Origin of the sequence: Flaviramulus multivorans (assembly GCF_021728415.1) — a bacterium.
In the GTDB taxonomy this organism is placed as follows: Bacteria; Bacteroidota; Bacteroidia; order Flavobacteriales; family Flavobacteriaceae; genus Sabulilitoribacter; species Sabulilitoribacter multivorans.
The window spans coordinates 50542-66650 of sequence record NZ_JAKKDV010000004.1; the positions used below are offsets into that span (position 1 = coordinate 50542).

General features: G+C 33.7%; 11 protein-coding genes and 1 tRNA gene. All 12 read right to left on the reverse strand.

Translation table 11 applies throughout. From position 1 onward, the window contains the following. Window positions 1-3: 3 nt before the first annotated feature. A complete protein-coding gene (locus L3X39_RS10145; RefSeq protein ID WP_237231676.1) occupies window positions 4-1392 on the reverse strand; it encodes a CmpA/NrtA family ABC transporter substrate-binding protein in 1389 nt (462 codons plus the stop codon). A gap of 255 nt (window positions 1393-1647) precedes the next feature. Beyond that, window positions 1648-2313, reverse strand: a complete 666-nt coding sequence (locus L3X39_RS10150; RefSeq protein WP_237231677.1) for a Crp/Fnr family transcriptional regulator — start codon at window positions 2311-2313, stop codon at window positions 1648-1650. Window positions 2314-2432: 119 nt separating this feature from the next. Further along, window positions 2433-3866 carry a rubredoxin domain-containing protein gene (locus L3X39_RS10155; RefSeq protein ID WP_237231678.1) on the reverse strand — a complete coding sequence of 478 codons (1434 nt, stop codon included), beginning with the start codon at window positions 3864-3866 and terminating at the stop codon, window positions 2433-2435. Continuing rightward, a complete protein-coding gene (locus tag L3X39_RS10160) occupies window positions 3863-7384 on the reverse strand; it encodes a nitrate reductase (protein ID WP_237231679.1) in 3522 nt (1173 codons plus the stop codon). The genes L3X39_RS10155 and L3X39_RS10160 overlap by 4 nt, the downstream gene beginning before the upstream one ends. A 131-nt stretch (window positions 7385-7515) precedes the next feature. Further along, the gene (locus L3X39_RS10165) at window positions 7516-8931 is read right to left on the reverse strand and encodes an MFS transporter (protein ID WP_237231680.1); all 1416 of its coding nucleotides are present in this window, start codon (window positions 8929-8931) and stop codon (window positions 7516-7518) included. Between the two features lie 211 nt (window positions 8932-9142). Beyond that, the gene (locus L3X39_RS10170) at window positions 9143-9805 is read right to left on the reverse strand and encodes a response regulator transcription factor (RefSeq protein WP_237231681.1); all 663 of its coding nucleotides are present in this window, start codon (window positions 9803-9805) and stop codon (window positions 9143-9145) included. 64 nt (window positions 9806-9869) lie between these two features. Continuing rightward, window positions 9870-11681 carry a sensor histidine kinase gene (locus L3X39_RS10175; RefSeq protein ID WP_237231682.1) on the reverse strand — a complete coding sequence of 604 codons (1812 nt, stop codon included), beginning with the start codon at window positions 11679-11681 and terminating at the stop codon, window positions 9870-9872. Window positions 11682-11692: 11 nt separating this feature from the next. Beyond that, window positions 11693-12277, reverse strand: a complete 585-nt coding sequence (locus L3X39_RS10180; protein ID WP_237231683.1) for a DUF4202 domain-containing protein — start codon at window positions 12275-12277, stop codon at window positions 11693-11695. Window positions 12278-12287: 10 nt separating this feature from the next. Next, window positions 12288-12665, reverse strand: coding sequence for a nitrite reductase small subunit NirD (nirD, locus tag L3X39_RS10185; RefSeq protein ID WP_237231684.1), 378 nt, complete (start codon window positions 12663-12665; stop codon window positions 12288-12290). Window positions 12666-12683: 18 nt separating this feature from the next. Beyond that, the gene (gene nirB / locus L3X39_RS10190; RefSeq protein ID WP_237231685.1) at window positions 12684-15203 is read right to left on the reverse strand and encodes a nitrite reductase large subunit NirB; all 2520 of its coding nucleotides are present in this window, start codon (window positions 15201-15203) and stop codon (window positions 12684-12686) included. 266 nt (window positions 15204-15469) lie between these two features. After that, window positions 15470-15543: transfer RNA gene (locus tag L3X39_RS10195), tRNA-Arg, on the reverse strand. 6 nt (window positions 15544-15549) lie between these two features. Further along, window positions 15550-15999 (reverse strand): GatB/YqeY domain-containing protein, encoded by a 450-nt coding sequence (locus L3X39_RS10200; RefSeq protein ID WP_237231686.1) that lies wholly within the window; start codon window positions 15997-15999, stop codon window positions 15550-15552. Window positions 16000-16109: the final 110 nt, after the last annotated feature.

Consider the following 16109-nt stretch of genomic DNA (forward strand, 5'->3'; position numbering starts at 1 on the left):
GAATTATTGAATTGCTTTGTCTTTGTTACCAATTTTAAAGCTGTTGATATAGCTAATAGGATCTTTAGCATCATAGGATGTTCCATCAATAAAATCGGTAGTTACTGGCTTGTATCCATCTGTTTGTGGGATATCTTCAGCTGGAATATTTCCTTCTTCTACCAATAATTTTGCAGCTTTAGTCCAGATATCTGGTCTGTATATATCCTTAATCGTTTCTGCATACCAATCAGCTGGTTTAGCCTCAGGAATTTGTCCCCATCTTCTCATTTGAGTTAAGAACCAAATACCATCAGAGTAGAACGGATAAGTTGCATTATACTTGTAGAATACGTTAAAGTCTGGCATTTCGCGTTTATCACCTTTCTCAAATTCAAAAGTTCCAGTCATTGAGTTTGCTAAAACTGCTTCGTCAGCACCAACGTATTGAGACATAGATAATATCTTAACAGCCTCAGGTCTATTTTCTGGTTCATCTAGCCATTTTCCAGCTCTAATAAGTGCTTTGGTTACGGCAACCGCAGTATTTGGATAATCCTCAACAAACTTTTTTGTCATTACAAATACTTTCTCAGGATTGTTTTTCCAAATGTCATAATTGGTAGTTACAGGTACACCTATACCTTTAAATACAGCTTGTTGGTTCCACGGCTCACCTACGCAATATCCATAAATAGTACCTGCTTCAAGTGTTGCCGGCATTTGTGGTGGTGGTGTTACAGACAATAAAACTTCTGCATCAATTTGTCCTTGAACATTATCTGCAGTATACATTCCAGGGTGAATACCCGCTGCTGCTAACCAATATCTAATTTCATAGTTATGAGTTGAAACTGGGAAAACCATACCCATTTTAAAGGCCTTACCAGAGTTTTTATATTCAGTGATAACTGGTTTTAGCGCTTCTGCTTTTATAGGATGAATGGGTTTTCCATCTGCTCCTTTAGGAACGTTAGGTTTCATTTTACTCCAAACATCATTAGATACTGTAATACCATTACCATTTAAGTCCATTGAAAAAGGTGTAACTAATTCTGCTTGTCTACCAAAACCAGCTCCCGCAGCAATTGGCTGACCAGCTAACATGTGCGATCCATCTAATTGACCATCTATGACACGATCTAATACATTTTTCCAGTTAGATTGAGCTTCAACCGAAACGAATAATCCTTCATCTTCAAAAAATCCCTTCTCCTTAGCAATTGCTAAAGGAGCCATATCAGTTAACTTTATAAAACCAAAAGTTAATTGTGGTTTTTCTATTTCTAATGCTTTGGTTTTTGTAGTTGCGATTGCAACATCTTCAGTAGATTTCCTTTTTTCATTTCCACATGCGAAAAGCATTATGGAAAGGGAAACTAATAATGAAGCTTTTGTAATTAATGATTTCATATTTTCTAGTTTAAAATTAACACTAAGTATAAATACTTATTTTTTGACAAATATATAAGTAGTATTAATTCCGTTGTATGACATTAACCATATAACAACCTCTTTTTAAAACATAAAAAAACCTGTTAAAAAACAGGTTTAATCCGTAACTAATTGAATTTGTGTAAAATGACTTTTACACTTGACTAAAGAAAAAATACGTAAGCTTACGTATGCCTCTCTATATTTTATAAATTTATTTGAATTATTATGAAATTAACTATCTAAGAAATAGTTATGCTCGTTAATTTCTTTTTTAAGTAGATCCAAATTAGAAATACCAATTTTTCGTCCTTGAGAAGTGATTAACTTTTCTTTTTTTAATGCAGAAAAGATTCGAATAACTTGTTCCTCAGTAGTACCAGCATAATCAGCATATTCTTTTCTACTAAGTGGTAAATTTAAAAAGCCTCTTAAGTCGCCAAATTTTCTATGAATATATAATAAGGTATCAATGACACGTTCTCTAACCGTCATTTGAGAAATCGATTTCACCTTGCTTTCACTTCGATTTAATTCGTTAGCATAAAACAGCATCATATCATAGGCTAACTTCGGGGTTTCAAGTAGAGCTGCTTGCAAATTTTCTTTCGAGAAATAGCATAAAACTGAATCTTGCAAAGCAATTGCTCCTATAGAATAATACTCTTCTGTTCCAAAACCTCGATGCCCAATAATCTCACCCTCTTTTGCAAATCTTACAATTTGTTCTCGACCGTTGATTCCAGTTCTAAATACTTTTACTGTACCTTTTAAAATAAAAAACAATCCGTTAACGGGAGCACCTTCCATTATAAATTGTTGCCCTTTTTTGCATTTCAGATTGTTCTTTTGCTTAGTAAGATATGAACTAGAAATTGTAGTTAAGTTTTTCTTAATCAAACAATTTGTATTAACACAACTATCACAAGATAAAGCATTCAAAAAAGTCTTGCTTGGACCTTTTTTAATTATGCCTTTATTCAGATTTTGCGTTAATGCCATTTTAAAATTGAGATTACTTATTGTGTTCTTATTAAAAATTTCACCTCAAAACTACTTTTTGGAGCTTCACAAAGCGAACATTTATAGGTTTCGGGAAGATTTTCAAAAGACGTATTTGCTTCTATATTTTGGGTAATATCTCCATAAATCTCATCGTAAATAGTTAAACAGTCTTTACATTGATAAACTTTATCTTCAACTACTTCCTTTTTTTCATCTTCATTGATAGCTTCCTCACGCTCTGTACCTAATTGTTCAAAATATAATTGACTAAGTTCCATTAACAATCCTGGCAACTCTACCTTATCAACATCTTGTACATGTAAGATATATTCCCTCGTATTCGGATCGAAATTTTTAGCGTAAAGTAAATTGTAAGTATCTCGAACAATAAAATCTCCCAATATTTCAGGCTGCTTGTTTTTTTCAACCACAACTGATGTAAAATAATACGCGTTACTTGAAAAATTGGTAACACCGAAGGTTAAACCGTAAGTACTTATATCGTTCTGATCAAAATTAGTAACTAAATACTTTTTTAAGCTTAATGCCTCGATATCATTTACAGGTAAGTGCCAATTCAATTCGAGCATGGAGTGCCTAACATTAATTCCAAATTTACCTAAAAACTTTTCCCATTGAAGTTTAGCCTGCACAGGAATCCCCTTAACTATGAATGATTTCCAAGGCGTTATAGAAATTTTTCCAATTTTGTTTTCCGCACACAAATCACACATGGCTTTTAAAAACGCTAAATCATATCGGTTGTTTCTCCAATATAAACCTAACCAATATTTATCTCCAATCCTGTTCATTCCTTCGTAATATGGAAACGGGTAAAAAGGCACCTCTAAAGGCTTATCAACTGTTCTGTTATTTGAATCTACTGCATCACTTACTAACTCAAAAATGGTTTCGATAGTTTCTGGCTCTTCTTTCAAAATATTTTCAATAGCCAATTCTACTTTATCTAAATCCCAGCTATAAATAAGTGCTGGATACATGACCGTTTTTTTCCATTCTGGCAATCGAATATACAAATACCAATAATCTTCATGCTCGGAAGCAATAAAGTTAATATGACCTGTAAATAATGGCACTAAACGCTGTTTAGGATCAGTAATATTTACTCGCAATTTAAGATTATGTTTAAACTGTTCTGCTATATATAAATACCTATCACCTGTAAGCCATGAAGTGCTTGGGAAAATATCGGCAGACACATATGAAGTTACCATATTTTCAATACGAACTTCGCTTGGAATCACAACTTGAAGTTTATCAAAGGCCTTTAGTTTTTCTTTGTTAACTGGATTGGGAAATATAATATCCTGCCTTGAGCCGAACGAAATAGCATCTAAACCCAAACTCTCTGCGACCTCACAAATATATTTTAGTTCTCCTGGTGAAAGCACACCTCCATTAATGATTAATCTATATAACTCTTTCATGCTAAAACTTTTGCGTTATTAAGTATTTCTCGAACTTCGGTTTTGCAACTTCCACAACCTAATCCTGCTCCTGTTTTGTTACACAGTTCAGTGAAATTCACACAACCGTCTTTTATTGCTTCTTCAATATTACCAGATCCTACTTGACTACATGAACAAACAAGTTTTCCTAAAACTGGAACATCGTTAGAAGAACCTCGCAATAAAGTATTGCGTTTTTCAGACATTTCAATTTTACTTTCAATCATGGTTTTAAATTCAGCAAACTCATTTTTGTCACCCATTAAAACCGCACCAATCAATAAATCATCTTTTACGATACACTTTTTGTAATAACGTTTTGAAATATCAGTAAAAATAACTTCCTGATACGAATCATCATTTTCAGGAACGTCAATATTACCTATACTACATAAATTTAAATCGTTGAATTTCAAGATGTTCATTAAAACCGAACCATTGTAAGCACAACTAATATCTCCTGCAATAAAGTTTGCTAATATTGTTGCTTGCTCTTCAGCGGCAGATGTTATTCCAAATAATTGATTATTAAATTCTGCTATTTCTCCTATGGCAAAAATGTCTGGATTTGATGATTGTAAGTGCTGATTTACCTTCACTCCGCGACTACAAACTATGCCATTTTCTCGTGCTATTTCAATGTTAGGAATAGTACCAATAGCATAAACTATAGCGTTGGCTGTTATAAATTTACCACTCTTTAAAGTAACGTTTAATTCTCCTGTATCCTCATCATCAAATACCGTACTCACTTCATTATCAAAATAAATTTGAATACCTCGTTCTTGCACGTCTAAAGCCAAAAGTTTACTTGAAACTTTGTCCAGCTGCCGTTCCATTAACCTTGATGCTCTTTGAATAATAGTGATTTTTACATTTTTGTGCTTCATGGCCGCTGCCAATTCTAATCCCAAAAGACCACCTCCAACAATAATTACATGCTGTTCCTCTGGTGGTAATCCTGTAGCATCTAAATAAGCTTTAAATCTATCGGCATCGCTTTTGTTGCGCATAGTAAACCGTCCTGGTAAGTCCAACTGAACATCTTTTGGAATGAAAGCGCGACTACCTGTGGCTAAAATAAGTTTATTGTAATTGTGCAATTCTCCATTTGTATCAGTAACTATTTTACTTTTGCTATCAATTTTATTAATAGAGGTTTCGGGATGCACCTTAATATTCAATTTACTTAACTCTTTTTCTTTAATTTTTAGGAGTTGTTCCCACGATAATTCTTCGGTAACATATTCTGGTAAGAGCACCCTATTATAAAATAAATTAGGCTCTTTTGAAAACACATGAATTTCATCAACTTCGTTATGTTCTCTATAATTTTGAACAAACCTAAAGGCTGCAGCTCCGGCACCAACAATTATTATTTTCTCAACGGGTTTTTTATATTTTGACACCGAAACTCTTGTAAATTTAAAGTCGGGTTCTTTTGAAATTGAATCTACATGAGTATTGGTTAAATTATTAGCTCTATTTAAATCACTTTTTAGTTTTTTACCCCAATGCATTGGTAAAAACACACATCCCTTGGCAATGTTATCAGTAACTTTTGCTCGCACGCGTACATTTCCGTTCTCACTTTTTATTTCGGTAATATCACCGTCCTTTACCTTAGATAAGTACGCATCTACAGGATTAATTTCCAAAACTGGTGTTGGATAATGGGTTTTTAAACGTGCTACTTTGCCAGTTTTGGTCATGGTATGCCATTGGTCTCGCACTCTACCAGTTGTAAGTATTAAAGGATAATTCTCGTTGGGCTGGGGCGATGTGTTTTCAGTATTAGTAGCTACATTAAAAATGGCTTTTTGCGAAGGCGTATAAAATTTTTTGTCTTGAAATAGCCTTGGAGTTCCAGTATGGCGATACTCTGGTACTGGCCATTGAAAAGTGCCCTCACTTTTTAATCTATCATAATTTAAAAACGATATATCAATCTTTGTTCCTTTGGTCATAGAACAATACTCGTCATAAATTTCTTCTGTGCTGTTAAAATTAAAACCTCTAAAACCCATTCGTTGAGCGAAGTCACAGAATATTTCAACATCAGGTCGAGCTTCACCTGGAGGGTTAATTTCTTTTGGTAAATACGAAATGCGTCGTTCAGAATTCGTCATTGTTCCTTCCTTTTCCAACCAAGCCGCAGCTGGAAGTACTAAATCCGCATAAGCCACAGTATCCGATTTATGTGAAATATCTTGAACTACCACAAACTTTGCGTTTTTCATAGCACGCTCTATACGATGCGTGTTTGGTAAACTCACAAGTGGGTTAGTGCATGCAATCCAAACTGCTTTTAACTTTCCAGATTCTAAGGCATCAAACATTTCGGTTGCCGTTAATCCGGGAGTGGAAGAAATTTTATCAACACCCCAAAACTGAGCAACTTCTCTACGGTGTTCTTCATTTTGTAAATCTTTGTGCACTGCCAAAAGATTAGCCATTCCACCAACTTCACGCCCACCCATAGCGTTGGGTTGACCCGTTAATGAAAATGGACCAGAACCTGGTTTTCCAACTTGTCCTGTTATAAGTGATAAGTTTAATAAAGCCGTATTTTTATCAGTTCCAATAACACTTTGGTTAAGCCCCATTGCCCACATACTTATAAAGCCTTTTGAAAGCCCAATAATATCGGCTGCTTTTCTTATATCTTTTTCTGAAACTCCACAAATCTTTGACGCTTTTTTAAGAGATGTAGCAAAAATTTGTTCCTTGTAGGCATGAAAACCTTCGGTGTGATTTTTTATGAAATCGTCATCTATCAACCCGCGTTTATATAAACATCTACCAATGGCATTATACAGAGTTACATCTGTACCCGGAATTAATTGCAGATGTAAGTCTGCAAAATTAGCAGAGTCCGTTTTCCTTGGGTCTACCACAATAATTTTAACATCAGGATTCTCTTCTTTATGTTTTTCAATACGTCTGAAAAGAATAGGATGACACCACGCGGGATTAGCTCCAGTAATTAAAAAACAATCGGCCAACTCAATATCCTCATAAGCTATAGGCACACTGTCTTCACCAAAAGTTTTTTTATAGCCAACCACTGCAGAACTCATGCATAAACGTGAGTTTGTATCAATATTATTAGTTCCTAAAAAACCCTTTGTAAGTTTATTGGCAATATAGTATTCTTCAGTTAAGCTTTGTCCAGAGACATAAAATGCCACACTATCCGGTCCATATTTTTTAATAATTGATTTAAAAACACTTGTAGCTCTATCCAAAGCATCATCCCAACTCACACGCTCACGAGGGTGTGAACGACTCCATCGCATCTCTGGATATAGAATTCTATCAGAGGTATCATTAGCAACATAGTGCAAATTCATACCTTTAGAACAAAGCATTCCTTTATTTACAGGGTGGTTTTTATCGCCTTCAACCAAAACCTTATCATGGTTGTCCTTTTTTACAATAATCCCACATCCAACACCACAATAACAACATGTTGTTTTTACCTCTTTTTTAATCATTTTAAGTAGGTTTTATTACTAATTAAGGCATTTTATTATCACCATGCAAACGCATACTTTATTATTTTGAATACCGTAAAAAAGGCTTCTATTTTTCTTAAATTGACAAAATTTAATAGTGAAAATTCACTTTAATTAGGCACTAATTTACCCGAAGCATTTTTCGTTTCTATATTTTCAACTACTTCATCTTCAGTAGAAAAACGAATTGCCAAAGCCAAAACTCCTGTTAAAACCACAACAAAACCTATAATAAAATATCCTTGAGAAACTGCCGAAGCCGATGCGGTTGCTTGTGCTGCACTAATAACATCTGCTCCTAATCCTTCATTAGCAATAATTGCAGCTTCTTCAGCGACAGCAGATCTAGATTTTAATAAAAAGGCTGCTAGAAATGCACCAACATTCCCTCCGGCTCCTACTATTCCTGAAACAGAACCAATCGCTTTTTTGTTAATAAATGGTACCACCGAAAACGTTGCGCCTTCTGCCATTTGTACAGATAAACTAAATAGAATCAATAAAATAATACCTACAACAAGACTTATGGCCGTTGAAAATGTAATTAGCATTACACCTTGTACCAATAAAATAAAGGATAAGAACAAAACACGTCCTCTCAATCCTTTTAATTTTCCAAATTTGTCACCAAAAAATCCTCCTAAGGTGCGAGCAAAAATATTCATTAAAGCAAATGATAATACAATATTTCCAGCCGTTACCCTTTCTAATTGAAATGTGTTTTGTAAATAGTCATCCATGGTTCCGTATACCGTTAGTTCTATGCCGAAACTCGCAGCATATACTAAGAAAAGAATCCAAATTCTATAATCTTTCAAAACGGTTAGAAAACCTACTTGATCCTTTTTGTTGGAAATAAACTCACCTGAAGCTCTCAATTCTTTGAAATTTCCTTGCGGTGTATCTTTAGTAAAAAAGAAATATACAATACCCATTAAAAAGCAAACAACTCCAGCAATAACCATGGAATATCGCCATGCTTCAGCTTCAGCTATACCAAAACTAACTACTCCTGCTGCAATAAGTGGCATTCCTAATCGATTTGCACCACCACCAAGATTTCCCCATCCAGCAGAAGTCGCATTTGCAGTTCCAACTACGTTGGGAGCAAACATTAAGGATGTATGTACTTGTGTGATTACAAATGATGCTCCTATAAATCCAATAAACAGTCTACAAATTAAAAACTGAAGTGGTGTTTGTACCAAGCCGCAAAGAATAACAGGTATAGCCCCTAACATTAGCAAATACGTATAACATAACCTTGGTCCATATTTATCACATAATTTGCCGATAAGTAAACGAGCGAATACAGTACCGGACACTGCTAGAATAATTGAATTCCACTTTTGCTCTGGGGTTAAACCCAAATCTCTAACTACATCAGGCATAAATGGTACAATTCCAAACCAGGAAAAAAAGCACATAAAGAATGCTATTGATGTAATCCAAAATGTTCGCGTTGAGATACTTTTAAAATTAAATAAGCTTAATTTAGTTGCTTTTGATTGTGTTAGATTTTCCATGTTACATAATTTCATATATCAAAACTAAGTATTTTTACTTAATTATAATACGTATTAACTACGTAATTGAAAAAAAATATTAGATTAATAATTTTGGAATATCGATTTTGAAGATTTGGTAAAATGTATTGAAGATATTGCTCAACTTTGAATAAAACAACAAATAACTTGTCGCTTAAAATTAGCTCAAAAAGAAGAAAAGACTACTTAGTTATATCAATTGGAATTCTTTAGCTTTATTGTTAAGTTCCATCAAACTCTTAACTTCTAATTTTTTCATCAGATTAAAACGGTGCACTTCAACAGTCCGCTTACTAATTTCAAGTTCTTCAGAAATGTCTTTATTATTTTTAAGTTGTAAAACCAAGGTTAGAATTTGTTTTTCACGCTTAGTTAAATTAAATGGATCGTCTACCGCTTCTGAAGAGGTTGCTTTTTTAGATACTTTACCGTTTACAAAGTTATTCATTATAATGGCGGAGATATCGCCAGTAAAGTATTTCCCGCCAGACGCCACTTTATGCAACGCTTTTAAAAACTCATCTTTACTTGCGCCTTTAAGTAGATAACCATCTGCTCCAGCTTGAATGGCTTGAACAACATACTCCTCAGAATCGTGCATTGAAAGCACCAAAGTTTTAATATCCTTATATGATTTTGCTATTTCTCTAACCACTTCAATACCATTCATTTCAGGCATTCGTATATCAACAATTAGCACATGTGGCTTACTAATTTTAATAACTTCAAGAGCTTCTTTCCCATTAGAAGCTTCGTTAATTACTGTAATTCCAGATTGGTCTTCCAAGAGTGCTTTTATTCCATCTCTCACTAAAACATGATCATCCGCTAAAACTACATTAATTACTTCCATTCCTTTTTACTTTTAATTATGATGGTGTAAAAATAATAATTATTTACGTAATACTACGTAATTTTTAAATAGGTATATTTAAGGTAATTCGGGTGCCTTTACCTATTTCAGAATTGATAAAAAATCGCCCCTCAATGTAGTTAATGCGCTCTCTCATAAAGGTCATACCCATACCACCATCTCCATTTTTTATATTTTTTACTTTACTTGTATCAAACCCTTTACCATTATCATCAATAACAATACTTAGTAAATCTTCACTATGAGATAGTGATACTAATATATGGGTAGAGTCTGCATACTTTATTGCATTATTTATCGCTTCCTGTGTAATTCTATAAATATTTATTTCGGTGAGTGACTCTAGTCTTTTATTAAAATCTGTTTTATTAAAAAATACAATATTTTTTCCAGTAAGCTTCGCCAACTCTTGGGTTAATTTGGTAATTGCCGGAACAATACCATGGTCTGAAAGTTCAGGTGGTGTTAAATTAAATGTTGCGGTTCGCACACCTTTAATAATATTTGATGTAAGCTCCTTTAAATGATTAATTTTAGCAGCTGTTTTATCTATATCTTCAATATTAATACTTTCCAAATTGTACTTCAGCCCAGTTAACATCTGCCCTATTCCGTCATGAACGTCTTTCGCTATTCGGTTTTGCTCTCGCTCCTGGTTTTCAATAATTTTACTTGAAATAATTTTTTGTTGACTCATTTTTTCCTCAAAGCTCTTTTTGGTAAGCCTTTCTATTTCTAATTGAGCCTTTTTACGTTCAGTTATTTCTGAGGCAATTATTAATAATTCCGATTTTTCCTCAATAGAGCTAAAAGGAATTATAGCCATTTCCAACCAAATATCCTCGTTATCCTTATTGGTTGCTTTAACCTCTCCTTGCCAACCTGTTTTTTTATGCTTAGATACTATATCCTCAATTATAATGCGCTCATTTTCTGAAACTGAAATGACTTCCCAAAAAACTTGTGTTTTACTAAATTTTGAGAATTTAAAAAGTCGTGAAAACTTATTGCCCATATGCACAATGTTTCCATTTGATGAAATTCTTGCAAACAGCAAAGTCTCATCCATAGCGTGAGTAAGAGCACGAAGTTCTTTTATGGATTTTTCTTTGGATGCACTCAACTCATCTGCATCAATTGCCATTTTTTTTGCCCGTTTTTCCGCAATTAGTAACTCCGAAAGAATCGACCTAACTGATTTTGCTGTTGGCCAGAATATAAACAGGAACTCACCTAAAAGAATTAGTAAGGTTAATACCATTAACCAAATTTCTAGTCTTTGAAGACGTCTTACTTTTAAATCCGCTTCTAAATCGTATTGGTTAACTATAGCATCCATTACCATTAAAAAATCACCTTCATTTACCTTTACTAAACTAATTTCAGAAGTATAGCTTTCAAGAGGCAGAGGTGGCTTGTTTTCAATTTTATTAATTATAGATTTTACAGCCTTACTAATAGTATCGAAAACAGGATTTAACGTTTTAAATTTATCATTAACCTCTAAACTATTTTTCTTTGGCAATCCAAGGCTATCACTACCTTTTTGAAGCGCATTATGTGATGTTTCCCAGAGGTCAAATGTTTTTTTGATTTTGTTTTTTAGAAGAATTCTGTTCTCTAAAGTATCTTCGGTAGAGAGTGAAACAATTTCTTTTGTTAATTTTTGGCTTAACATACGTTGCCTTCCTGCAACATTTATAACTGTAGAATCACTCTGTTGATTATTAAGATGCTTACGAATTAAAATTTGACTAATAATTACTGAAAGAGCAATAGTGCTTAAAGCAATTATATATAAACGGCTTAGTTTATCAAACGTACGTTGGTCTAATGAACTACCGTTTCTTACCATCTATTGAGTTTTTATGAAATAGCTTGTTTTATAAGTGATAAACTCTTATCAGATAACTTTAGTTTTAGGGCTTCTTTATGCCCCTCGTCAGACATTTTTGCCCAAGTTTTTTGTAGAATATCAATAACCTTTTCATCTTCATGCTTTTCAGCAAATTCCTCAAAATAATAATCAAGAAACACCAAACAGATAGTATCTTCTAAAATTTGAGTTTCTTCATTCTTCTTTATTAATTTCTTATTAATTAAAAATGAAATTCTATCAATATACTCATCATCATAACCCACTTGCTTTAAAATATCAGAGGTTATATCGGCATGCATTTTCTTTAGAGTTTCTCTCCATTTTAAATAACCTACTCTATCCATCGGATACTCATCTCGAGGGATTTTCCATCGACAAATATGTTGCGCCCTGGCTGCAATTTGTAATGCTTGGGATGAATTTGGTTTAAATTGTAAAAGTTTTCTAGACATACGTTGGGAGTACAATAACTCTTTTGGGTAATCAATTCCACAAACCGAATAGGTATTTATGTCTTCCGAATTCTTTTTATCAATTAATGCGATGGCGGTTTCAAATCTAGTAGGCTTCATAATTTAAGTATTAGTCTGAAAAGCCAATATACACATTTCCATTTTCAATTTTAACAGGATATGTGGCAATTTTCAAATCTTCACCACCTAAGTTTGAACCATCTTTTAAAGAAAAATTCTTTTTATGCATTGGGCATGCTACTTTAGGAATGCCATCCTTATCACCAATCATTCCTAGTGATAAAACCATTTCCATTTTATGAGGACATAAATTTTGACAAGCATACCATTGTGACGTTCTTGTAAAATTATATACTGCTATTTGCTTTGTTTTATATTTAATACATGCTCCACTATTTTCTGGAAAATCTGAAACATTCCCCACAAAAAACCACTCTTTTACATCTGCCTGAGTGACCGTTTCGTATTGTTTTAGTATATCTTGCATTGTTAAAATTTTAATTTACTATGTCCAAGCTTTTGGCATTTTTTGTTCTCGCATAGGCACAAAAACTAAATTGTCATCAGTATCATCAGAATTCACAAAATGCTTAAAACGCTTCATCATTTCTGGATTTTCAATAGCTTGTTTCCACTCGCATTCATATTTATTTACCAAACCTTGCATCTCTATTTCTAATTCATCAGCAATACCTAAAGAGTCTTCAATAATTACCTGCTTCAAATACTCTATTCCACCCTCTAGTTTATCTAACCAAGGCGCTGTTCTAACTAAAGGACCTGCTGTTCTTATATAATACATTAAAAACCTGTCTAAGTATTTAATAGCTGTTTTATCATCTAACTGTTCAGCAAACAATATGGCATGTTTAGGAGTTGCTCCTCCATTTCCACAAACGTATAAGTTCCAACCTCCTTCAACGGCTATTAAACCAAAATCTTTTCCTCTAGCTTCAGCACATTCTCTAATACAACCTGAAACCCCTCCTTTTAATTTATGTGGTGAACGCAAACCTTTATATCTATTTTCAATTTCTATTGCAAACGTTACACTTTCATGCATACCATATCTACACCAAGTGGATCCTACACAGCTTTTTACAGTACGTAGCGATTTTCCGTAAGCATGACCGCTTTCAAAACCAGCATCTATTAACTCTTTCCAAATAAGAGGTAGTTCGTGTATTTGAGCACCAAACAAATCAATGCGCTGACCACCTGTTATCTTAGTATATAAATCATATTTCTTAGCCACTGCACCTATAGTAATTAATTGGTCTGGAGTAATTTCTCCGCCTGCAACCCTAGGAACTACCGAATAGGTTCCGTTACGTTGAATATTGGCTAAAAATTTATCATTAGTATCTTGAATTGCTACTTGACGGTTTGGTGTTTCCATAGTTATCGTAGCAAAAATTGATGCTAGTGCTGGTTTACAAATTTCGCAACCATGACCTTCACCAAATAAATTAAGAGCCTCCTCATAATCCGAAACCTTATTAATTTTTACCAAATCGTAAAGTTCTTGCCTATTAAAACTAAAATGTTCGCAAAGTGTTTCCTTTACTTCTTTACCAAGTGATTTAAGCGTTTCATTGACCAAATCTACTACCATAGGTTTACAACCACCACAACCTGTAGTTGCTTTTGTTTTAGAGATCACATCACCTAAATTTTGACAATCGCCCTCGGTAATTGAACAACAAATATCCCCTTTTGTAACGCTTTCGCAAGAACATACTTGTGCTACATCTGGGATATCCATAACACTACCAAACGATGACCCACCTTCTCCTCTGCTTCCAAGTATTAACTCTTCCGCATCTTCAGGTATTGGTAATCCATTTAAGTAAATTTGATGAAACATATTGTATTCTGAAGCATCACCAACTAAAATTCCACCTAAAAGACTTTTACCATCATGACTTACATTAATACGTTTATATAAATTCTTGGTTTTGTTTTCATAAATTATAGAATATCCTTTTTCAACAGGCATAAAAGGCTCACCATAGCTAGCAACATCTACACCAATTAATTTTAACTTGGTGGACATATCAATATCACGCTGCATTAAAACATCAGAATTTCCTATTATTTGATTAACCGCAACATGAGCCATATCATATCCTGGAGCCACTAAACCGTAAATCATTTGATTATATAATACCACTTCGCCAATTGCATAAATTTCAGGGTCTGAGGTTTGCATTCTATCATTAACAACAATCCCTCCCCGGGTTCCCATTTCTAAATGGCAAGTTTTTGCTAGCTCATCACGAGGTCTAATTCCTGCTGAAATAACCAACATTTCAACATCAATTTTATCATATTCACCAAATTCCATCCCTGTAATGGTTTCATCTCCAAGAATTTTATTGGTTGCTTTAGATAAATGCACATTAATTCCTAGTGATTCGATCTTTTCCTGCAAAACCTTACTAGCACGTGTATCTAATTGCCTAGGCATTAATTTAGGCGCAAATTCTACTACATGAGGCTCAAAACCCATATCCATAACCGCTTTAGCCGCTTCTAAACCTAACAAACCACCACCAAGTACCGCAGCTCTAACTTTGTCTGAATTGGTCGTTTTCAATTTATCAGCATATTCAAGCATAGCCTCTAAATCTTCTATTGTTCTATATACAAAAATTCCTTTTTTTTCAACACCAGTAATATTAGGAACAAAAGGAGCAGAACCTGTGGCTAGTAATAAATAATCATATTTGTAATGTTCGTCTTTTATAGTGGAAACCTTTTTTGAAGATCGGTGAATTGCCGTAATTCGTTCATTTGTTATCAACTCAATATTATGATTCTCATACCATTCCCTTGGAGCCATTTCTAAGGCTTTAGCATCTTGATTTCCAAAATACTCACTTAAATGAACACGGTCATAAGCTGGTCTTGGTTCTTCACCAAAAACAGTCAATTTGAAATTTTTACTTTCGGCTTGAGCTACAAATTTTTCACAAAATTTGTATCCAACCATTCCATTTCCTACGACAATGATTTTTTTCATAACTACGTATTTAATAACAAATTTAAGTATTTATACTTATTTTTATTACGTAGTATTTGTTAATTTCACATAATTGCCCAATTATTATTAATTTCTCAAATTGAGATATAGTAAATTGACTTTTAAATAAAATATGTTTAATTAAATTTCATTTTTAGAAGAATTAATTTTTATGAAATTTAATAAAATTATAGCTTCAAATAATATTAAAAAAAAGCCTCAGTCTTTAAAACTGAAGCTTCTTGAATGACATTAAATGTATTTTGTGACCCCGACAGGATTCAAACCTGTAACCCTCAGAGCCGAAATCTGATGCGCTATTCAGTTGCGCCACGGGGCCATTATGCTATGATAATTTTTGCTTGACAATATTGGATATAGTTTTTCCATCGGCTTGTCCTGCAAGCTCTTTGCTAACCATGCCCATGACCTTTCCCATATCTTTCATTCCCTGAGCTCCTATTTGCTCAATAGTTGCTACCACTACTTTTTCTATTTCTTCATCAGTTAAAGCCTCTGGCAAAAACTGTGCAATAATCTCAGCTTCGGCTAATTCTGGAGCTGCCAGATCTTCACGACCTTGTTGAATATAAATAGCTGCACTATCTCTACGCTGCTTTACTTGCTTTTGCAATATTTTAAGCTCTTGCTCCTCAGTTAAATCCTCATTTGCTCCTTCTTCTGTTTGAGCTAACAAAATGGCAGATTTCACCGCTCTTAATGCCGTTAAAGCCGTTTGGTCCTTAGCCTTCATCGCTTCTTTTAACTTGACCATAACTTCTTGCTGTAAACTCATTTTCGATATTTTTAATGAACTGCGAAGATATAAAAAAGTATGCAGTATATAACGCTCAGTTTTTTGCTAAAATCAACTAGAAATATTTTATTTTAAAGAAAAAACCCGAA